At 40.0% G+C, this 22,192-nt stretch carries 13 protein-coding genes; 7 read left to right on the top strand and 6 right to left on the bottom strand.

Going from position 1 to position 22,192, the window contains the following annotated elements:
• Positions 1 to 108: 108 nt before the first annotated feature.
• Together K5G00_RS26910 and K5G00_RS26905 are read left to right on the top strand one after the other, a co-directional pair.
• Positions 109 to 1,440 carry a PQQ-binding-like beta-propeller repeat protein gene (locus K5G00_RS26910; protein ID WP_238769591.1) on the top strand — a complete coding sequence of 444 codons (1,332 nt, stop codon included), beginning with the start codon at positions 109 to 111 and terminating at the stop codon, positions 1,438 to 1,440.
• Between the two features lie 255 nt (positions 1,441 to 1,695).
• Complete coding sequence (locus K5G00_RS26905) at positions 1,696 to 3,126, top strand: S8 family peptidase (protein ID WP_238769590.1); 1,431 nt, start codon at positions 1,696 to 1,698, stop codon at positions 3,124 to 3,126.
• A gap of 165 nt (positions 3,127 to 3,291) precedes the next feature.
• Here the strand turns inward: K5G00_RS26905 and K5G00_RS26900 are convergent, their stop codons facing one another.
• The 3 genes from K5G00_RS26900 to K5G00_RS26890 form a co-directional block, all read right to left on the bottom strand.
• On the bottom strand, positions 3,292 to 4,956 hold the full coding sequence (locus K5G00_RS26900) for a ribulokinase (RefSeq protein WP_238769589.1): 1,665 nt from the start codon (positions 4,954 to 4,956) through the stop codon (positions 3,292 to 3,294).
• A gap of 70 nt (positions 4,957 to 5,026) precedes the next feature.
• Positions 5,027 to 5,710 carry an L-ribulose-5-phosphate 4-epimerase gene (araD, locus tag K5G00_RS26895; protein WP_317235570.1) on the bottom strand — a complete coding sequence of 228 codons (684 nt, stop codon included), beginning with the start codon at positions 5,708 to 5,710 and terminating at the stop codon, positions 5,027 to 5,029.
• Positions 5,711 to 5,801: 91 nt separating this feature from the next.
• The gene (locus K5G00_RS26890) at positions 5,802 to 7,742 is read right to left on the bottom strand and encodes a glycoside hydrolase family 97 protein (RefSeq protein WP_238769588.1); all 1,941 of its coding nucleotides are present in this window, start codon (positions 7,740 to 7,742) and stop codon (positions 5,802 to 5,804) included.
• 250 nt (positions 7,743 to 7,992) lie between these two features.
• Between K5G00_RS26890 and K5G00_RS26885 the strand changes: the two genes are divergently transcribed.
• The 5 genes from K5G00_RS26885 (at position 7,993) to K5G00_RS26865 (ending at position 16,224) form a co-directional block, all read left to right on the top strand.
• Positions 7,993 to 8,583: an RNA polymerase sigma factor gene (locus tag K5G00_RS26885; protein WP_238769587.1), complete on the top strand. Its 591-nt coding sequence runs from the start codon at positions 7,993 to 7,995 to the stop codon at positions 8,581 to 8,583.
• A gap of 69 nt (positions 8,584 to 8,652) precedes the next feature.
• Positions 8,653 to 9,843 (top strand): FecR family protein, encoded by a 1,191-nt coding sequence (locus K5G00_RS26880; protein ID WP_238769586.1) that lies wholly within the window; start codon positions 8,653 to 8,655, stop codon positions 9,841 to 9,843.
• Positions 9,844 to 9,929: 86 nt separating this feature from the next.
• Positions 9,930 to 13,280: a TonB-dependent receptor gene (locus tag K5G00_RS26875; protein WP_238769585.1), complete on the top strand. Its 3,351-nt coding sequence runs from the start codon at positions 9,930 to 9,932 to the stop codon at positions 13,278 to 13,280.
• An 18-nt stretch (positions 13,281 to 13,298) separates the two neighbouring features.
• Entirely contained in the window at positions 13,299 to 14,759 is a 1,461-nt protein-coding gene (locus K5G00_RS26870; RefSeq protein WP_238769584.1) for a RagB/SusD family nutrient uptake outer membrane protein, read from the top strand.
• A gap of 55 nt (positions 14,760 to 14,814) precedes the next feature.
• Entirely contained in the window at positions 14,815 to 16,224 is a 1,410-nt protein-coding gene (locus K5G00_RS26865; protein WP_238769583.1) for a sulfatase, read from the top strand.
• A 259-nt stretch (positions 16,225 to 16,483) separates the two neighbouring features.
• On the opposite strand, the gene K5G00_RS26860 is transcribed toward K5G00_RS26865, so the two are convergent.
• From K5G00_RS26860 to K5G00_RS26850, 3 genes are all read right to left on the bottom strand, one after another.
• Positions 16,484 to 18,313, bottom strand: a complete 1,830-nt coding sequence (locus tag K5G00_RS26860; protein WP_238769582.1) for a hypothetical protein — start codon at positions 18,311 to 18,313, stop codon at positions 16,484 to 16,486.
• Between the two features lie 54 nt (positions 18,314 to 18,367).
• Entirely contained in the window at positions 18,368 to 21,268 is a 2,901-nt protein-coding gene (locus K5G00_RS26855; protein ID WP_238769581.1) for an HzsA-related protein, read from the bottom strand.
• Between the two features lie 668 nt (positions 21,269 to 21,936).
• A partial coding sequence (locus K5G00_RS26850) for a glycoside hydrolase domain-containing protein (protein WP_238769580.1) occupies positions 21,937 to 22,192 on the bottom strand: 256 nt, incomplete at its 5' end.

Below are 22,192 nucleotides of genomic sequence, written 5' to 3'. Positions count from 1 at the left end.
TTTAAATCAAAAACAAGTACAAACAGATTACATTAGATCGTGTGATGCAAATTAAACCCTCATTCCCTATTTTGGTCTTAAAAAAATAAAACATTCAAAACTACATTCATGAAAATCAAACTTTTTTTACTTGCTGCATTTTTGTTTCTGAATTTTATCTCAGTAGATCTCGCCGGACAAAATCTGCCGGGTGAAGACTTTTGGCCACAGTGGCGCGGACCAATGGCGACAGGCGCAGCGATAAAAGGAAATCCCCCTGTTCAGTTCAGCGAAACACAAAATTTAAAGTGGAAAATACCGATTCCCGGAAAAGGACATGCAACTCCGATTGTTTGGGGGGACAAGATTATTATTGAAACCGCTGTGCCCAAAGGATTTGAAGGCAAACCAAACAGTGAAATTTTGGAAGACGGTAACAGTTGGATGGATGCAACCGAAACCAATCTGGTTTTGGATTACAAAGTGATCCTTCTAAATCTTAACGATGGCAAAATTGTCTGGGAAAAAACAGTTGCCAGCGAAAAACCGGAAGAACGAACACACAAACTTGGAAGCTGGGCCTCCAATTCCCCTTGTACCGATGGCGAAAGAATATACGCTTACTTTGGTTCGCGAGGAATTTATTGTCTTGATTTTGATGGAAATATTCTTTGGGAAAGGGATTTTGGTCAAATGGAGAAAGTGATGAGTTTTGGAGAGGGTTCTTCCCCGTATTTATATAAAAACCGCCTTTTTATCCAATGGGACCATCAGGGAGATTCCCGTTTTTTTGCACTTGACACCAAAACAGGGGAAACAGTTTGGAGTGACGAACGGGATGAACCCTCGTCGTGGGCGACTCCACTTGTTGTTGAAATAAACGGAAAACCTCAGGTAATTTCGGCGGCAACAAACCTGGTAAGAGCTTATGATTTTAACACCGGAGAAATTATCTGGAGCTGCAGCGGATTAACCAGGAATGTTATTCCAAACCCAAAGATTGCTGATGGAATTTTATATCTGTCAAGTGGTTTTAGAGGAAATGCAACAATGGCCATCGATATTGTAAAAGCCAGCGGAGATATCACCGATACCAATATTATTTTGTGGCAGTACAACCAGGATTGTCCCTACACACCGGATAATCTTTTATTGGGAGAAAGGTTATATTTTATGCGTGCAAACAATGGCGAACTAACCTGCCTCGATGCCAAAACCGGTGAAGTAAAATATTCAAAAGAAAAACTGGAGGGAATAAGCGACTTATACTCATCTCCTTCAGGGGTCGGCGATAAAATTTATGTGGTCTCTGAAAATATTTGTCTGGTTATTAAAGCCGGTGATAATTTTGAAATTCTTTCTTCGAATCAACTGGACGACGATTTCCATGCATCTCCTGTAATTGTTGGAGACAAACTGATTCTGAGAGGTTTCAATTCATTGTATTGTTTTGAAGACTAAAAAATATCAAAATAAAAAGAGGCCATTTGTATAAACAGATAGCCTCTTTTCTATTCTACCTGAAATATGCCATTATTACCATAATAAAACCTAAAATCTGTTTGTTTAGCTTTCAAAAAGGTCCTCTGGTAAAACCAGCCTCAGCAACAAATTATTATTTTTCGCAGGCACACAACAAAGATAAATTCATCTGAATATTCTTTTTGGAGATTTAATTTTGTAATTTGTATGTGTCAATAAAAAATAAAAAAAATTATGAGAAAACTTTACAACAAAAACCTAAGGTTCTTTGCCAGGGTGTTAGGAGTAGTAATTTTTGCTGTGTTTACAGGATGTCAAAATGATCCCCTTGAAACAGAAATCGATTTTGACTCGGAAGGTATCACTTTAAAAAGTGCAAAAGCAAATAACTTTATGGTTATTTCAAAATCGGAAACACTACCGGAGGGATTGGTTAATGAGCTTGCCAGTTTGGGAGAAATTGTAAAAACGATACCGGAAATTGGGATTGCTGTCATTAAGACAACTGCTCCCAACTTTAAAACAAAAGCCAGTAAACTCTCTGATGTACAATCCGTAGTTGCTGATTTAAGTCTCAAGTGGCTGGAGCCTGTCAAGGTATTTCCAATGGCAAGTCCTCCAAGTATTGGCGACGACGAAGAATTCTTCCCTCTCCAATGGGGACTGGATGCTATTAATGCACCGGAGGCATGGAATGCTGGATTCAAGGGGGAAGGTGCAAAAGTTTTTATTCTGGATAGTGGTATTGATGCAGAACATCCGGATCTGTCGCCAAATCTAAATACAACTCTTTCCAAATCATTTGTTCCGGATGAAGACTGGAACATCCAACCGGGCTTTTATTTTAATCACGGCACACACGTAGCTGGTATTATTGCGGCAGCTGACAATATAGCTACCGATCTAAATACCGGTGTTATTGGTGTAGCTCCAAAAGCCGAAATTGTTGCAGTTAAAGTACTTTCAGAATCTGACGGCTCAGGAGATTTTAGCTGGATCATTGAAGGTATTGTATACGCAGCTTTGCAAGGTGCTGACGTAATAAATATGAGCTTAGGAACCGTTCTTAATACAAATGGTTTTGTTTATGACGAAGAGGGGAATCTATTGGGCAGATATGCCCCCCAAAGCATTCAGAATTTAAAACATGCAATGCAAAAAGCGATTGATTTTGCAACCAGAAGCGGGGCGACCATTGTAGTAGCTGCTGGAAACGATTATATGAATGCAGACGGAAATGGCTCGGCCTTTGTTTTACCCGCTGATTTGAATAATGTAATCTCAGTGTCGGCAACAGCACCACTAAACTGGGCATATGACCAAACCACTGATTTGGATGAAATTGCTTCTTATTCCAATACCGGGAGATCGTTGGTTGATATCAGTGCACCGGGAGGAGATTTTGATTCAGAAGAGGACCTGTGGTATTATGACATGATTTATAGTACTATTAGCGGAGGATGGTCTTTTGCCTCCGGAACAAGTATGGCGTCGCCTCATGTTGCGGGAGTAGCCGCATTAATTATTGCAAAAAATCAGGGAAACATTACTCCTCATGAAGTTGAAAAGCAGCTTCTAAAAACAGCCGATAACATTGACGGAAACGGAACTTCTGACTTATATGGAAAAGGCAGGGTAAATGCATACCGTGCCGTTACGGAGTAAATTTATGCAACGAATGGTATTGGATAGCGAAACAAAATATTTTTTTTTGGTTCTTTGAAGTCTAACCTTCAAGAACTCGACAAGAAACAGGAGAAGGTTTAAAAATAAAAAAGGTCACCTGCGATTTTCAGGCGACCTTTTTTTGTTTTATGGTTAAAATCTGATTTAATATTCAAATTCAATAAACTTCCCAAACTTCTTGTACCTTTCGTAAAGCACTTTGTATTTTTCCACATTCTCTGGAATCGGGTGATATTCTTTTTCAATCCCACCTCCCATATTCTTCTGTGCCTCAGAAGTATTTGGATACACACCTGCTACAACTGCAGCTGCCATTGCCGAACCAAGCGCACAGGCCTGTTCCGAGCGGGCTACCTTTATTGGCATATCCAATACATCGGCTACGATTTGCATTACCAGAGGCGATTTTTTTGCCACACCTCCCAATGCAATTACTCCATCAATTCTTACCCCCTCTGAAATAAAACGATCGTTAATAGCGCGCGAACCAAATGCCGTTGCTTCCACCAGCGCACGAAAGATACGCGGAGCATCAGATCCCAAGTTTAATCCGGCAATTGCTCCTTTTAATGCCTGATTGGCATCGGGTGTACGACGCCCGTTCATCCAGTCGAGCGCTACAATACCGCTTTCGTCAATCGGTATCTTTGCGGCTTCTTCACTCAATTTGGCGATTATTTTGTCTGCTGTTTCGTCAATGAGCTTTTGTTTCGTTTCCTCATCAACCAATTCTGTTTCAACAAGAATATTTTTTAACGGCCATTCCAGAACCCTTTTAAACCAGGCATAAATATCTCCAAACGCCGATTGTCCGGCCTCCAGTCCCAACATGCCGGGAACAATTGAGCCATCTACCTGACCACAAATTCCATTTACCAGTTTGTCACCTACTTCTTCCATTGGTGCGATCAGCATATCACAAGTAGAAGTTCCCATTACTTTAGACAAATAATAGGGTTCAATTTCGGCACCTACTGCTCCAAGATGCGCATCAAAAGCACCGACGCCAACGACCACGTTGGTTGAAAGTCCAAGTTTATCAGCCCACTCCTGTGTTAATGTACCCGCAGAAACATCACAGGTAAATGTTTCCTTAAAAAGCCGTTCTTTTAAACCGGCCAGCATGGGATCAAGCGCGGTTAAAAATTCTTCAGAAGGCAATCCTCCAAATGCTTCGTGCCACATGGCTTTGTGGCCTGCAGCACAACGGCTTCGTTTTAATGTTTTGGGATTTGTATTCCCGGTTAAAATAGCAGGAATCCAGTCGCAATGTTCTACCCAGGAATAAGCAGCACGAAAAACACCTGCATCCTCGCGGATTACATGTAAAAGTTTTGCCCAAAACCATTCAGATGAATAGATTCCACCTTCGAATTTTGTAAAATCAATATCCCATTTTTTTGCCAATTTGTTTATTTCTTCTGCTTCGTTTACCGCTGTGTGGTCTTTCCACAATACAAACATAGCATTTGGATTCTCTTCAAATCCGGTGGTTAATGAAAGTGGCGTTCCCTTCTCATCAACAGCTACCGGGGTGGAACCTGTTGTGTCGACCGAAATACCTACAACATTTTCAGCAACGCCTTTCGGTGCGTGTTTTAATGCCTCTCCAATTGTATATTCCAGGCCTTCCAAATAATCTTTCGGATGTTGACGAAACTGATTTTTGGAGCTGTCGCAATACATTTCCTTCTGCCACCGCGGATAATTAAAGACAACACTGGAGACCTCTTCGCCGGTTTCAACATTTACAATTAATGAACGGACCGAATCCGAACCATAATCCAATCCAATTGTATACTTTGCCATTTGAATTTATTATTGATTAATTTTTTGGTTTATTTCTGTTTTAACTTTTAAAATTCAATTTAAAAATAAATTATTGACCGTAATAAGCATTTTTACCATGTTTCCTTAAAAAATGTTTATCCAGCAGTTCCTGGCTCATTGTTGTGTCAGGAGTTAATTGCAGTGAACGAAAAGTCATTTTTGCAACTTCTTCCATGACTACTGCGTTATGAACTGCATTATCAGCATTCGTGCCCCAGCTAAATGGCCCGTGATTGTTTACCAAAACTCCGGGAATCCGATCGGGGTTCAAATCCTTAAATCTCTCCACAATTACTTTCCCGGTTTCCAGTTCATACTCTCCTTCAATTTCTTCTTTTGTCATTTTTCGTGTACAAGGTATCTCTCCGTAAAAATAATCGGCATGCGTGGTACCAATCGCCGGAATCCCTTTACCTGCCTGCGCCCAGGATGTAGCCCATTCGGAATGAGTATGGACTACTCCGCCAATATTCTGAAACTGTCGGTACAAAACCAGATGCGTAGGTGTGTCACTCGAAGGTTTTAAATTTCCTTCCACGACCTGTCCATACAAATTCAGAACCACCATATCTTTGGGTTTCATTTGATCGTAAGATACACCGCTGGGTTTTATTACAACCAAATCTCTTTCCCTGTCAATTCCGCTAACATTACCCCAGGTAAAAATTACAAGTCCGTGTTTGACCAGCTCAAGATTTGCCTCAAATACCTCTTCCTTTAGTTTTTCCAACATGATTTTGAGTTTAATATTTTAAGTTCAAAGCTTACAATTTAAACTTTTGTTTTCTAATAAGCTTATTTTTTCATTGTTCGCTGCCATCTGTTTACTGAACGAGTTCAAGCCATGCCGCAAACCCTCCACCAGGAACCATTTTTATTTTTATTGTACTACTTCTGTCAACAATGCTTTTCTTTTTCTCCGCAATTTCGGCATTTTCTTTTGTTTTTTCCAAATCAGAAAATGATGTCATTGTATATTTTTCCTCCGACAAAAAATCGAGCGAAACTTCCAACTCCCGTTCATGGCTATTATTCATCGCACCGATAAACCAACGCCTTCCATCGCGGCGTACAACAGTTATGTATTTACCAATTTCTCCGTTTAGCACTCTTGTGTCGTCCCACATTGATTTCACTTCTTTTAAAAACTCCTCTCCTGTTTGTCCATAATAATTTTTCGGATGGTCGCAGGCCACCAGATAAGGACTGTCATAAACCACAAATTGCGCCAGCGTATTTGAGCGAGTTCCCAAAACATTAGCGGGCGTTCCGTTCAAAAATTTATCCGGATTCCGATTTAAAAAACCTCCGGGTGTAAAATCCATTGGGCCGGCCAGCATACGGGTAAAAGGTAATGTACACATGTGTTCAGGTGTTACTCGCAACGACCATTTATTATATTCATTTCCCAAAACACCCTCGCGTGTTACGAGGTTCGGATAAGTCCTGCGCCAGCCCGTCGGTTTATATGCCCCGTGAAAATCAACCATTAAATGATACTTTGCAGCCATTTTTACAACTTTATGGTACCAGTTTACCATTTCCTGATCATCACTATTCATAAAGTCGATTTTTATTCCTGCTATTCCCCACTCCTCATATAAGGCACAAGCTTCTTCAAAATCCAAACGAAAAACATCTGTATTGTGCATCCATAGCCAGCATTTAACATTTTTCTCTTTGGCATACGCCAGAATTTCAGACATATTTAACTGAGGCGCAGTAGTTTTAATGTCAGCTCCTTCTTCGTTATACATTCCATACCACTGCCAGTCTATTAACATGTATGGCCATCCCATAGAGGATGCCAGATCGATGTATTCATAAATAACAGGCTGCTCCATCTTTACTTCGGCGCTCCACCAATGATCCCAGGCACTAAGCCCCGGTTTTATCCAGGAAGGGTCTTCAATCTCACAAGGTTCATTCAAATTCTGTATAATTTCTGATTCAACTAAACTACCGGGAGTTTCACCTATCATTATTACCCTCCACGGAGTTTGATGCGGCGTTTTAAAATTCACTTTATCTCCTCTTTCTGTTTGACCTTTTAGGGGAGACAAAGCTGTTCGTACAGAAAACTGCTTTTCTCCTGTTCGTGACTTCAAATACATCCCGGCATAATCAGTTAATGCTGCTTCGCTTATCGCAGCATAACACTTGTCATTTACTTTTACCGTAAAAGGAAGCCCGATAATCATATCGGGAGTAATATCTTTGATTTTTCGTTCGAAAAACTCTATTTCCTGAGACGTTATGTAATACCCGCAGTTTTCAGCCCAACATGTGTGATTTTCCGTAAAACTGAACTCACACAGTTCATCCGTGATTACAAATTCGCGTTCACCAAATTGTTTAGGAAACGAAGTACGAAATGCAACACCATCGTCAAATATCCTGAATTCAATATCCATTAAACGCTGCGGAAAATTTTTTTCCTGAAGATGGAATACGATTCCGCGGTGGTGGTCATGAATTGTTTCAAATCGTTTGAGTACCGGTTTCCAATATTTATCGGAAGAATACTCCTCAGTGGATAACAGATTCATTTCTTGCCCTAAAGGCGGGGCTTGCTTAAAAACAAAGGAAATTTCAGACGGATTTATAATTCGCTCCCCGTTAAAAGAAATCGAATAGCTGATATTTTTATCAATTGTAATTCCAACCGAAATCTTCTTATCCGGGGAATGCAGGTTATATTCTTCAGCAAATCCAATGGTTAAAATAAGAAAAAAAAGGAATGTTAAATTGAATTTTTTAGGCATGATAGATCAGTTTAGATTGAATGATAACAGCACTATTTATAAACGTAAAATTAACCCTTAAAATGAAATAAAAAAAACATAGTGGTTTTTTCTTTTCTCTTTTACACAGACAGACAGATACCAATGTTTCAAGATGCTGAAAAAGCAAAGGCTAAAAACAGCAAAACAATAGCGTCTTCCGAAAACTTCGGCTTGTTTGATGAAACTCTTTTGATATATTTGTCAGTTTATCGAACTTAAACAAACGTTGGTGAAAAGTACAGAAAAAGAATACTGGCAGATGGTTTGGGATAAATTCCGGGAAGGAGATCGGGAAGCATTCAGAACCATTTACAACGAATTTATCGATGTACTTTTTGCGTATGGTTCAAAATTAACATCCAATAACTTTTTACTCGAAGATGCCATTCAGGATGTTTTTATCAATATCTACAGCTATGGGAAAAAGCTACAACACCCCGAATACCTTGAGTATTACTTATTTAAAACACTCAAACATAACATTGTTCGAAAACTAAAGGAAAACCGTCGTTTTGATTATGGTGAAGAAAATGAGTTTCTGTTTGAATTGAAATTCCCTGTGGAAGAATCATCAATAGATGAACAGCAACTTGAAAAACAAATTTCTTTACTCAAACAAGAAATGAAAAATCTGGACAGCCGCAAACGCGAGCTTCTTTTTCTCAAATTTAACAGTGGGCTCACCTATACTGAAATAGGATTGTTACTTGACCTTAAACCCGATACTGTAAAAAAACAAGTTCAGCGCATTTTAGCATATTTCAGAAAACGTTTTCAAAACAATTTTTTCGAATTGTTCTTCTTGTGTTATAAAACATAAAAAATTGACACTTTTTTATTGTCCCCTTTTCCATGTGTCTTCCTCTTTTATTTAATTAAACTTAAACGGATGGATATATACAGTCGATTAATAGAGAATCCTCTTTTTTTTAAATGGATTTTTCATCCTACAGAAGAATTGAATGCCTATTGGAGAGCTTACCTCGAGCAAAATCCGGCAGAGACCGATGCTGTGCTGGAGCTAAAATCAAACTTTGAGAAATATCTGAAATTCACGAATAAAAAAATTGACGAGGAAAGTAAGAAAAAACTGGCATATCGAATTGTTAAACAACTTGATGCTGTTGACAAAAAGAAGAAACATACACTGTTTGTAAAAAATATAATCAAATATGCTGCAGTAGCATTTTTATTTTTTTCGATTGGAAGTAGTCTAGTTTACCTGTACATGGACAGCAGGCAGCCGGAAATCGTAGTAGAGAACTCTGTAATGCCTGCCCATGCTCAGGATCCTGTTTTAATCATTGATGATCAGCAACAAATAAAACTTAAACCGGGAGAGTCGGAACTGGACTATTCAAACTCGGATGACATTATTGTAAACCGAGAAGAACTGGTAAAAAAGAAAACCAAGGATGACACCCCTGAAATGAACACATTGATTATTCCTTACGGAAGCCGTTCAAAAATTACGCTGGCCGATGGTTCCCTTGTATGGCTTAACGCTGGCAGCCGGTTGATTTACCCTTCAGCTTTTGTCGATAAAAGACGTGAAGTTTTTTTGGTTGGTGAAGCTTTTTTTGAGGTTACTAAAAATGAAAAACAACCTTTTTTTGTAAAAACGGCCGACGTTGAAATTAAAGTTTTAGGAACTCAATTTAATGTTTCGGCGTATCCTGAAGATTATTCGGTACAAACTGCATTGGCTGAAGGAAGTGTTGAACTTTCGCGTTCCAATGCAAGTCTGCTTGATAAAAAAATCAAACTAGCACCCGGCGAACTGGCCTATTTTAACAAAAAAAGCAAAGAGACTGTAATTTATAATGTTGATGTTGAATACTATACACTTTGGATTCAGGGTTTATTCAGCTTTTCAAATACCGATTTGAACCGGATTATCCGTAAACTGGAGAGGTTTTACAACATCCGCTTTCAGTTTGACGACCCCTTAAAAGGAAGCATTCAGATAACAGGGAAACTCGATGTTACAAAAGAAAAGAATGAAGTTTTTGAATATTTATCAAACCTCACCGGATTGGATTTTATCGAACTAAATGCAAATAACTATGTAATCAAATAAAAAACAACCGGAAAATGGTGGCACATTTTCCGGTTTGTCTAAATACCTTTTAAAGTAATTTAAACATAAAAAAACGAATCAAATTTATGAAAAAAAAGTGGTTATTGGATTCCCATGATCCGGGAATCATAAAAAAATGGGGGCGTATTATGCGTATCACAGTAGTACTAATTTTTGGATTGATAATGACAGCGAATGCCAACAGTTATTCGCAAGTGACCAAAATGGATATTCAACTGACAAACAGAACTATTCGGGATGTAATTGCTTATGTAGAAGACAACAGCGAGTTTGTTTTTCTATATAAAAATGAAGACTTCAACGTGGATAAAAAGGTGAATATTAAGCTTGAAGATGCCACAATCAATCAGATTCTCGACAATGTTTTACAAGGAGAAGAAGTGGTTTATGATGTTTACGACAGGCAAATTATTATCCGTAAATCGGACAATGTTCCTACCTACTTCCAACAACAGCAAAAAAACATTACCGGGATTATTACTGATAATCAAGGCTTACCATTACCCGGAGTTTCAATCATCGTAAAAGGAACAAGTATTGGAACAGTTTCAGGTACCGATGGCAAATTTTCCCTGTCTATTCCCAATGATGCTGAGATTATGCAGTTTTCTTTTGTGGGGATGAGCACAGTGGAAATTCCTGTTGAAGGCAAAGTAACTTTTAATGTAGTAATGGAAGAAGAAAGTATAGGTCTGGACGAAGTTGTTGCAATTGGTTATGGTTCAATGAAAAAAAGTGACCTGACCGGTTCAGTAACTTCGGTAAATTCAGAAGATTTTGTAAAAGGTGTGGCTAACAATGCACTTCAGTTGCTTCAGGGAAAAGCATCGGGTGTACAAATCAGCCAGGCAAATTCAGAACCGGGAGGAGCTCTTTCTATTAAAGTAAGGGGAGCAGGATCCATTAACAGCAGCAATAGTGTACTGGTTGTTATCGACGGACTTCCGGGAGCAGATCCCAGCAGTCTGAACCCGCTTGACATTGAGTCGATTGAAATCCTGAAAGATGCGTCAGCAGCAGCAATCTACGGAACAAGAGCTGCTAACGGAGTTGTTTTAATTACGACCAAACAGGGCTCATCCGGCACGCCCGTTGTATCATACAACACCTATTTTGCGCTGCAAACACCGGATTATAAATTCGATGTTCTGGATGCAACTCAATACATGCAAATGATAAATGACATAAGTGAAGATGGAGGAAAAACACTTCCTTTTACTGATCAGGAAATTTCGGCGGCAGGAAAGGGAACTGACTGGCAGGATGTTCTCATGCGAAACGCATTTGCAATGAATCACCAGTTCTCAATAAACGGCGGCTCAAATACGTCAAAATACTATGTATCTCTCGGATACCTGGATCAAGATGGAATCCTGATAAGCTCCGGGTTAAAAAAATACAATACTTTAATAAACCTCGAATTTACACCGAGTGACAAATTCAAGTTTGCAATAAATTTAAACGGGGCACTGAGTAAAAAAGACATCATCCCTAACGACAGTAATTCTGCAAACGAAAATGCGGATCCGTTAAATGCAGCGCTTCAGTTTGATCCCCGTTTAACAACTGAAAAAAATGAGCAGGGGGAATACCAGCGAAATGCTTCAATTGCACTTGATAATCCTTTGGCATTGGCATACGGCTATGATGATAACCAGAAAAACACCCGCATTTCAGGAAATGTTTTAGCCGAATACAGCATTATTGACGGCCTTAAAGCTTCTGTTCGTTTAGGCACAAACCTGTATAACAGTCGTTACGATTCGTATAAAGACAGAACTACCGAAAAAGGAAAATCTTCCGGAGGGATTGGAAGTATCACAACCAACGATAACAGCTACTGGATGTTTGAAGGACTTTTAAATTATGACAAATATTTTAACCAGGTTCACCATATTTCGGTAATGGGTGGAGCCACCTGGGAAGAGTTTGAAAACCTCTCCCAATATTCTTACGCTGCAGGTTTTCTGTCTGACGTTACCAATACAAATCTTCTTTCCAGTGGAATAAAAGAAACCTACGATGTAAGTTCTTCAAGATATACCCATGCGTTGCAATCTATTATTGCAAGGCTAAATTATGTATATAATGAAAAATACTTGCTAACAGCAACTTTAAGAAGAGACGGTTCGTCACGTTTTTCTGAAGATAACAAATATGCAATTTTCCCGTCGGTTGCTGTTGGATGGCGATTAAGCGAAGAATCTTTTATAAAAGAAATCCCCGCCATCAGTCAGCTAAAATTACGATTCGGATACGGACAAATGGGGAACGAAGGGATAAATAACTTTGAAACGATTCAAACATTTGTTTCCGGAGGAAATACCATCCTTGGAGGTTCTGAGCTAAGCGGCGCCCAACCGGCACGTATCCCTAATTCGGAATTGACATGGGAAACCACGGAAGAATATAACATTGGGCTGGATTATGGAGTTTTGCAAAACAGAATTTCCGGAGGTATTGAATATTATGTAAAAAATACAAAAGACCAATTATTTAATAAACCGGTTCCGGCATCAACAGGCTTTACCAGTGTAAGAACCAACTTTGGGAACGTAAGAAACTCAGGAATCGACTTTAACATTAATACAGAAAACCTTGTTGGAGCGTTTAGCTGGAGAACCAACCTTACCTTTTCAACACTCAAAAATGAGGTAATTAAACTTCCTCCTTTTGTTGGAGACATCATAACAACCGGAAGCATTGGAACTTTTACCCAGGACTTTGCGTTGGTTCAGGAAGGTTCTCCCATGAGGGCATTTTATGGATACAAAGTGATGGGAATTTTTCAGGAAAATGATGACATAGCCAATTCGGCCCAGCCCAATGCAAATCCCGGCGAACCCATATTCCTTGACTATGATGAAGATGGAAATATTGATTCCGATGACCGGGTTGTTCTTGGAAAACCATTCCCTGATCTTACTTTTAGTTTGAACAATTCATTTTCATATAAAAACTTCAACCTGGAGATTTATATTATGGGTGTAAAAGGGATAGAAACCCTGAACAGTAATGTTATCGAGTCATTAAAGCCTATTAATTTCGACCGAAACATTATGAGCGAGCATTATACCGACAGATGGACACCCGAAAATCCTGGCGCAGAATACCCGTCGGGAGTAAATTCATCCATCTACTTTAACGGTGGAAAAGTTATTAATTCCTACAGTGTGCAGGATGCTTCATTTTTACGTGTTAAAAATATTACCTTAGGTTATGACATCCCGTTAAAAAACTTCAATCTGTTTAAAGCTGCTTCCGTTTACATTTCAGGAGAAAATTTACTGACCTTTACCAAGTTTGAAGGGTTTGACCCGGATGCGAACCAGTCAGGAACCGGTGTTGTGAAAACCAGTTACAATAACTATCCTCTAGCAAAAGTATTTAGGATTGGTGCAAACATTAAGTTTTAACATTTTAAAATGAATATCATGTTTAAAAATATATTTAAATCAAAAATAGTCTGGATTACAGCTCTTGCGCTTTCCCTTTTTAGCTGCAGCGATTTTTTAGAAGAGGAAGTCTACACGCAATATGATCCAAATACCTTTTTGCAAACCGAAGAAGGGATTAACAGTGTTTTAGTTGCGGCTTATGATAATTTACAATACACCGGAAGTTCGCTGCGTGAACGGATGTTTACATTTGGAGAATTCCCGGGGGATATTATGTGGGAATGGGGCGGAGGTTTTGAAGCTATCGCCACAGTTTATATGACGTATAACTGGGACTCACAAACATCGCAGTTTGAAGGACGATGGAACAACTTATATACCAGTATACGTAATGCAAACTCTCTGCTTGATAATATCGACAATGTTACTTCGCTAAGTGAAACTAAGGTTAAGCAGTTAAAAGCTGAAGCAACATTTATCAGGGCTGCAGATTACTATTATTTGTGGGAGATGTTTGGCCCGGTTCCGCTGACAACTACAACGGAGGAACTTAATTTTGAGCCGGCAAAAGCAAGCAATGAAGAATTTAATTCGTTTATAGAAACAGAGTTAACTGCTGCTGCGGCAGATCTTCCTCTGGAACAGGATTTATGGGGAAAAGCAACAAAAGGTGCCGCGCTTTCTTTTCTTAGCCGTTTCTATTTGAATACACATCAATGGCAAAAAGCCGCCGATGTATCAAAACAGGTTGTCAACCTCCAGCAGTATGAGCTTTTTGACGGCGATTTGACCAATATGTTTGCCGTTGAAAATGAAGAAAATGATGAAGTTATTTTCACGAGCCCCGCATCAACTACTTTTAATGGCAACAGTATAATGCCTCACGTTTTTCCACCCAATTATCAAATTCAGAGCAATTGGATTAACTGGGGAGCTCAATTTGTTGTATACAGTGATTTTGTAAATTCTTATCACGCTGATGACAAAAGGTTGGGATGGATGTTGTTTGAATATACCGATGTTAACGGCGTTTATCACGATTGTCTTGCTCCCAATGATGTAAGCCGCGGAGTTAGGTGTTTCAAATACGTACCCGATCCCAATGCGATTTCACAAAATCATGGTAACGATATACCGATGATGAGATATGCTGAAATACTATTAAATGCCGCTGAAGCTATAAATGAACTGGATGGTCCAAATCAGGAGTCCATTGACTTTATAAACGAAGTAAGAGAACGAGCCGGAGTACCGCTATACAACGTATCAGATTTTAGCTCAAAAGATGAACTCAGAGATGCCATTCTTGATGAAAGAGGCTGGGAATTTGTGTCAGAAGGCTTGCGAAGAATGGATTTGATAAGACAAGGGAAACTGATATCCCGCGCAAAAGCACGTGGTGCAAGTAACGCTCAGGATTATATGACCTTGTTTCCAATACCACAGTCTGAATTAAATTCAAACCCGAATCTGGAACAGAATCCGGGGTACAACTAAACCCAATAAAAATTCAAAGGCCCTGTAAAAAGGGCCTTTTTTATTCCAATATACGATGAAAAAAAAGGTTATTTATATCATTCTTTTATTTGCTTTTCAACTGCAAGCTTTTGCGAAAACAGAAAAAACACCAGATACCAAACCCAATATCATTTTTTTGCTTGTCGATGACCTGGGATGGAGGGATGTTGGCTACATGGGAAGCAAATTTTATGAAACTCCCAACATTGATAAACTGGCATCGCAGGGAATGACTTTTACCAACGCTTACGCAGCATGTGCAGTTTGTTCACCAACCAGGGCCTCCATACAAACGGGGCGCTACCCTGCCAGAATTGGAGTCACCGACTGGATTAGAGCACGTTTTCAGGTTAATAACGAAAAGCTCAACACTCCTCCACCCTATGAAAAAAACGAAGGAAAAGAACTAATGACACCGTCAAATCCATACTGGATGGAAAAAGACGAAATAACAACAGCCGAACTGCTGAAGGAAAACGGCTATTTCACCTGCCATATCGGGAAATGGCATCTCGGCCCCGACGATTATTATCCTGAACACCAGGGATACGATGTAAATATTGCAGGATGCGATATGGGGCAGCCCGTGAATTATTTTGACCCTTATGCCAATGACAAAGGAGTTAGTTTTCCCACATTAGAGCCACGTAAAGAAGGAGAATATCTTGTTGACCGCCTGGCAGATGAACTGGTTGATGTGATTCAGCAACATAAAAACGCACCTTTTTTTATCAATATGTGCTACTATGCTGTTCATACCCCTCTGATGGCAAAACCCGAAATGATTGATAAATATGAAGCAAAAAACAAAGTCGATAAACAAACCAATGCAGTCTATGCTTCAATGGTTGAAAGTGTTGACCAGGCTGTTGGAAAACTGATAAACACCCTGGAAAAAGAAAACCTAATGGATAACACGCTCATTATTTTCTTTTCCGATAACGGCGGATTAGTTGGACCGACAAACAACGCCCCCTTACGGTCAGGAAAAGGGTATCCCTATGAAGGAGGAATCAGGGAACCCATGTTTGTATACTGGAAAGGAAAAATCAAAGCAGCCACATCATGCGATATTCCTGTTTCAAGCGTAGATTTCTTGCCTACAATTTGCGCAATTACCCACACTTCTCTTCCCGACAGAACGATTGATGGCCGGGATATTAGTCCATTATTACAGAATAAAAAACTTCCACAGGTCCCTCTTTTTTGGCATTTCCCTCATTACAGGGGAAAAGATGTTGTTCCGTACAGTATAATCAGAGACGGCAACTGGAAGCTGATAAAACGTTACGAAGGAAACGAATTTGAACTTTTCAACCTGGCGGATGACCTGGCAGAAACCAATGAACTATCAAAACAAAATCCGCAAAAAGTAAATGAATTAAACAATAAACTTGAAGACTGGCTTAAAAGCACACACGCAAAATTACCGCTAAAAAAATAACACATGCTTAAACAGCATAAACAGGCATAAAACTGTCTGTAACAGAAAAACGAACTGCTGGAATCTTGATTGGAATTGAGCCATCCTGTAGCCGTTTTTCTGTTTCCTGTTCAGCTGGAAGCAAAAAAAGATAAGCAGGAAGGGAAAAATACAACAATTACCAATGGAATCGCTTAAAACCTGATCGACTTAGCTGCTGTTCGTACGGGAATCACCTGAAAGAATCACAATCTTTTGAAAATATGCAACAATAATTTTTTTACAACGACAAACAATATTCTTCCAAATCACTTAATTCCTGTTCGGTTAAATCTGCCGTTTGTCCATGTTTTTGATTGATGTTGTATGTAGTTAAAACTTCTTTTATCGTTTTTGCCTTTCCGTCATACAAATAGGGAGCTGTTCGCCAAACTTCAATCAACGAAGGCGTATCAAATTTCCGGCCTTCATCTGCCCCGCTTCCTTCCCCAACATCGAAACTTTCCAAATTCGTAAAATTGGCTCCGGAATGACAATGCAAACACCGGGCCTTCTCAAAAACTTTTTCCCCTCTTTGAGCTGCTTCACTCAATTTTCCATTTACCAAATACGGACTGGCTACCGGTTTTAAGCTTGTCAAATAAGCATCGATAGCATCTGTAATTTCCCTGGGTTGCCGCGTAAAGAGTATATGCTCAACACCTGCAATTACAGCAACAGATGCGCTGCTTCGAATTCCTGTTACCATGGCCGGAGGAGTTGCATGGGCCAGCAACATACTTTTTGTGTTTTTCGGATTTCCGATTCCATCGTTTAGTAAATCCCAGTTTAAGCCGTCAACGCGCGCATCTCCCTGATGGCAACTGGTACACGATTGCCAATATTGTTTACAAAGCCGCGCATCGTTAAAATACATTTCGCCCAATCGTTCTTCGGTTGCTTCAGCTTGTTTTCCCAGTGACAGAGAAACAACTTCGGCAGGTTTTGCAATAGCAACTTCGGCAAGGCTCCCCGAAAAATACATTGACACATAAATTTTATCTGCGCCTAAGGCAATCCCTCTTGCTCCAACTGCGTGCAAGTCAATTCGGTTTCGAATATTCTGTAAAAAACTCAAATCGTTATGAATTTCATCGAGCGAAGTCGCAAATAATGTAGGCTGGCTTCCATCTGCAACATGCTCAATTCGGATATGCAAAGCTTTCCGATCGATAATACTCAATTCATCCGTTCCTGCATGCGACACAAAAAGACTATTTCCATCTTTACTGCATTCCACATCGTAAGGATTGGCAGCTCCCAAATCCAAATCGTCGAGCATTACCGTACACAGATATCTTTGCTCGGCAACATCAATAATACTCAGTGCATTGGTATTTATCCAGCCTCGTTCCACCTGATTGGTTGGCACATTGTAACGCCCTAAAACATGGGTAACATACGCAAATTTCTGATCCGGAGAAATTGTAATTTTGTTTAATCCGTTGGAACCGTTGGGAAGATCAATCTCCTTTATCTTTCGCGTGGAAGAGGCATCAAAAACCGACACTTTTGCGGAATGGTATTTCTCCTTTGCACTTCCGCTTGGTAAATGGTTTGCAACAAGCAGCAAATCAGCGCCGGGAACGCAGGCCAAAGAAACCGGCTCGCGGTCGGCACTTGCAGTTTGTTCAACAGAAAAATCAGAAAGATTTACTTTAACAACCGTGTTAGCAAATCGGTTACAGAAAAAGAGTGTCTTTCCATCGGGGGTAACTACCGGAGACATTGGCGTATGACCAACCTTTAAACGCCGGGTAACTTTCAAACTTGTTAAATCAATCTCCAAAAGTTCTCCTTCCGAAGCAGAAAGTGTTACATACAACTTTGTTTCGTCAGGAGAAAGTGCAAGTCCGCCTGGTTTTGTTTTCAACTCAATTTGTTTGATTGGAATCGCTTCCGCCGTGTTTAAAATATAAATCCGATTGGCTGTTTCATCGGCAACATAAAGTAGATTCTGCTTTTCACCAAACACACTTTGATTGGGCGACATTATTTTACCGGGTTCTGACGAGCATGAAAAAAGTAAAAATAAAAGGAGCAAAATATTTAGACAAAGTGTTGGTTTCATTTTTAAGTTGTTAAATCATGCGACAAATTCCGTCATTTTGGTTTCAATCTGTTTTTAGAGTTTCATCCCCACCAGCTCCGGATCGTAATGTTTTTCTCCTTCCAAAATAGCTTTCCTGCTTTTTTGTTCTTCCTCTTGCCTGTAAGTGTATTTTTCAAGTCGTTTTTTATCAGTTTCGGAAGGAACAAAACCTTCCATATCCAAACGCGGAGTTGTCAGTAACTGATTCTTTCCTTTCATAATAATGGCGAGGGCTTCCCTGTATTCTGCAGATTTTTTGTTCCCGATATTTTCCAAACATGGACTTAACTCCGGCCGTTCAAAAGTGACCTGAGCTCTTAAAGGTCGTGCATGCCCGCCTTGCGCATCAAAATCGATATGTGTAAGTTCTCCAAGCCGGTTCAATTCTTCTTGCGAAATGGGGCTTCTACCTGCCGGATAAGCCGGATAAGCCGAGATAAAATCAGGGTAGTAAACCGCATTGATATCAATCCAGGTAACCAGCCGCTCCATTTCTTCTTCTGAAAGATGAACTCCCGCGTGGCCGTTTTGAATTTTCTTTATCAGTTTGCTTGAATGCGCGCCCCACGAATAAGCGGGCTGGATTTCAGCCGGTCCGGCACCAATCGGATTGATCACCTTCTGTTTATACATATCGATGTAAGCTGCATTGAAATATGGATTCCTGTCACCAGCCAGAATGAGCTTCTCCCCGGCCTTCTTCCCAAAATCATGACATCCTGCACAGTGTTTATCCAAAACCGGCTGCACCTCTTTAACAAATCCAAATGAACGGGCTTCGCCGTACCAGCCGTTTAACTTTTGCGCCGGTGCCTGTAAAGCTTGGGCTACTTGCACCGATGACGATGGTGGCGCCATCCTTCTGTCTTCGTGACACCCAATACACCCCAAAGTTTCTCCGGATTGGACCATGGTTCCGCTTCTCATCGACTGGATCATCATTTTGTTTTCATCCAGCAGTTGAAAATAAACATATTTATCTGCCGGCACTTCAACATAAGCGGAGCCATCTGCTTCTACCGGAACTGTTCCCAAAATTCGTTTGCACTCAAAGCTGTGCCAGTTCATTGCCGGGCGGTGAACTCCCTGACCGTTCCAGGCAGGAATTGTCCAGCTTCGTTTTTCCACCGATTCTATCACACGTAAATATTTCACGGCACCCCGCTCTACTCCTTGCATGTGGGTTCCCTGATACACATCCTGCACATAAAACGTTCCTGCTCCCGATTTATAATCCCGTTTTTCCTGAATTACATATTCCTTTTCGCGGCTTTTTAACGGAAGCGGGTCAAAACAGCCGGGAGCTTCGGTGTATATTAACTGCTCATTTCCAAAAACATCGATAAGAAACAAGCCCATCTGTTCACCCAAACCCATCGTCCTGGAACATAAGAAGTAGGTATCATTTAAAGGATACGGATCTTCATAAAGAGGACGAACCTGCTTAAACATATCGTAATTCCCTTTGCCGATAAGTTCTGCTGCCGAAGCAGGCCATGTGAGCTCAACCGGACTTTTCCCATCCATTCCTTTTTCCCGGTCAATAATTCCAAGGGCGCCCCAGGGACGATCGTGGCAAGACCCCAAAATGGCAATCACCTTTTCAGTTCCGGGAACAGGCCGCGCATCAATCACACCTCCCGGAGAATTTGTGTTGTTCCCGTAATAAACAGCCTGGTTGGTTCCGTCCGGGTTCATGGTCCACAAGCCCTGCGCATCGCCAAAATTCCGGTCAACATATTCCCAGCGATCATATAAAATGTGTCCGTCGGGCATAACTGAACTGTGTCCTTCAAACAACGAGCTTTTTCCCAACTGCGTAATATTGGCACCATCGCCTTCCATGCGAAAAAGATTGCACATAATATGGACGTTACACATACAATATTTCGGTTCGCGTGTGGATGAGAAAACAATATTCCCATCGGGTAAATATTGCGGATCGACATCTGCCACCCCTTCTGCCTTTGTCAACTGTTTCAGGTTCTTCCCATCGCTATCCACTTCATAAATATGGTAATCCTCATCAATGTTGTTCCGCATGGAAAAAAGTATCTTTTCTCCGTCGTAACTTATTTCCGGATCGCGAATGACACCTTCTTCACTTTTCAACAGAGTTTTTACTTTTCCTCCGTTTTTAAAATCGACAATTTTTAATGAGCCGCCCGGAGTAAAACTATTGGTATTAATCTCGTTGGTTTGAAAAAGAGTTGCGGTATTGTGATGATCCGGTGTATACTGCTGTCGTGTAACAAAAACAACTGGGTGGTGGGTAAGCAAAGGATTGGCCAACAAAGCCTCCTTTTTTAACGATTCCCAGGAAGCAATAAAACCGGCCAGCGCCTCGTTACAGAATGCTGTTTTATTTATAAGTTGCGTCTTTACATTACCGTATTTTTCTTTGGTTTCGTCCAACTGATTCAAAAATAATGTTCCGTTGTATTCTTCATGGAACTTTGATTGAATATCTAAAATAGCTGCTTGCAGCGAATTAAAATCGATAGCTTCAAAAGAGTTGATATTCTGACCAAACCGCACCATATCCTCAATAAGTTTCAATTTCTGTTCAAGCGAGGCAGGCGACGCCGAATTTTTGATTTTTTCCCGGAAAACCACAACAAAATCCCCCAGTGCTTTTTGATGTTTAGATAATAAACTATCGGCCAACGGCTCCCTGGTTCCGCTATTAACCCAGTTGGCAAATTCCTGATAATTCAAAAGATAAAAACTTTGCCAGCGGTACTTCCGCTGAAAATCGTCAAATAGTTTATGGACATCACTCTGTTGGTCTTCCGAATTTTCGATTGTTGGCAATGCAGACAGGTAGCTTATCCAGTTTTCCTGTGATTGTTGATTATCCCTTGAGTTACAGGAAACAAAAACGACTATCAACACCAAAAAGAATACTCTTTTGCTAAGAATCAACGTGGTCATTGTTTTAGGTTTATTTGGAATTTTAAAAATATCAAATAATTCGGATAATTTGTGTTTGGTAATCTACATTCGTTCAGAACAAATTGCAGTAAAGAATTATATAACCTTTTGAATATTTTAAAATCAGGACACTTTTTTATAAAAATTTGAGCGAAGAAAAGCTTTATTTTTAGTAGCTCCTGCATGAAATAGAATATTCCACTCGTAAACTCAAATTCTTTACTCGCATACCCAAATCCCCTACTCGACTTCATAAAACCTATACTCGTTCGGGATAATATGCAACAGGACGTTCCAAATCCTTACTCGATTGGCAAAAAAGTGTTACTCGGATATGTCAGATGACCACTCGCATAGGTAAATATGCTACTCGGACCAGTAAATAACGGGGTTTATCCATTTTCAGAAATAACTTACATATTGAAAACAAAGACTTCAAACCTTTTAATAATACCGCTCTAAATTAGATTACCATCCTAAATCAGTTCTTAGTGACATTTGAGAAAAGGGGGTCGTCTTTAAACAATTAACCTTACATTACTTTTACTTACACTCTCGGAAAATATATTATTGAGAAAAAACTCGGAACAATGAAGTAACTCAATAATAATATACCACTTTATATTTAAAACCTCTAGTTCTTCTTTTGACAACCGTAAAATTTGCCTTTAATCACTTTCACTCATCGAAGGCGGTTTTTCCGCCGGACTACTCCCCCATTTTTTATTCGGCTGCGGTCCCATTTCAAAAACCAGGGTTCCTCCCTGCACGATATCTTCGTGCCTAATCCAGGCTTTGTTATAACTTTCGCCATTCAATGTGGCCGACCGGATATAAAAATTCTCGTCTGAAACATTACGCGCTTTAACTGTAAATTTCTTGCCCTTATAAAATTCGCCCAAATCCAAAGTCAATTCTTCAAAC

Source organism: Maribellus maritimus, assembly GCF_022267315.1.
In the GTDB taxonomy this organism is placed as follows: Bacteria; Bacteroidota; Bacteroidia; order Bacteroidales; family Prolixibacteraceae; genus Draconibacterium; species Draconibacterium maritimum.
Note: the sequence above shows the minus strand (reverse complement) of the source record. Positions and strands in the feature narration are given on the sequence as shown.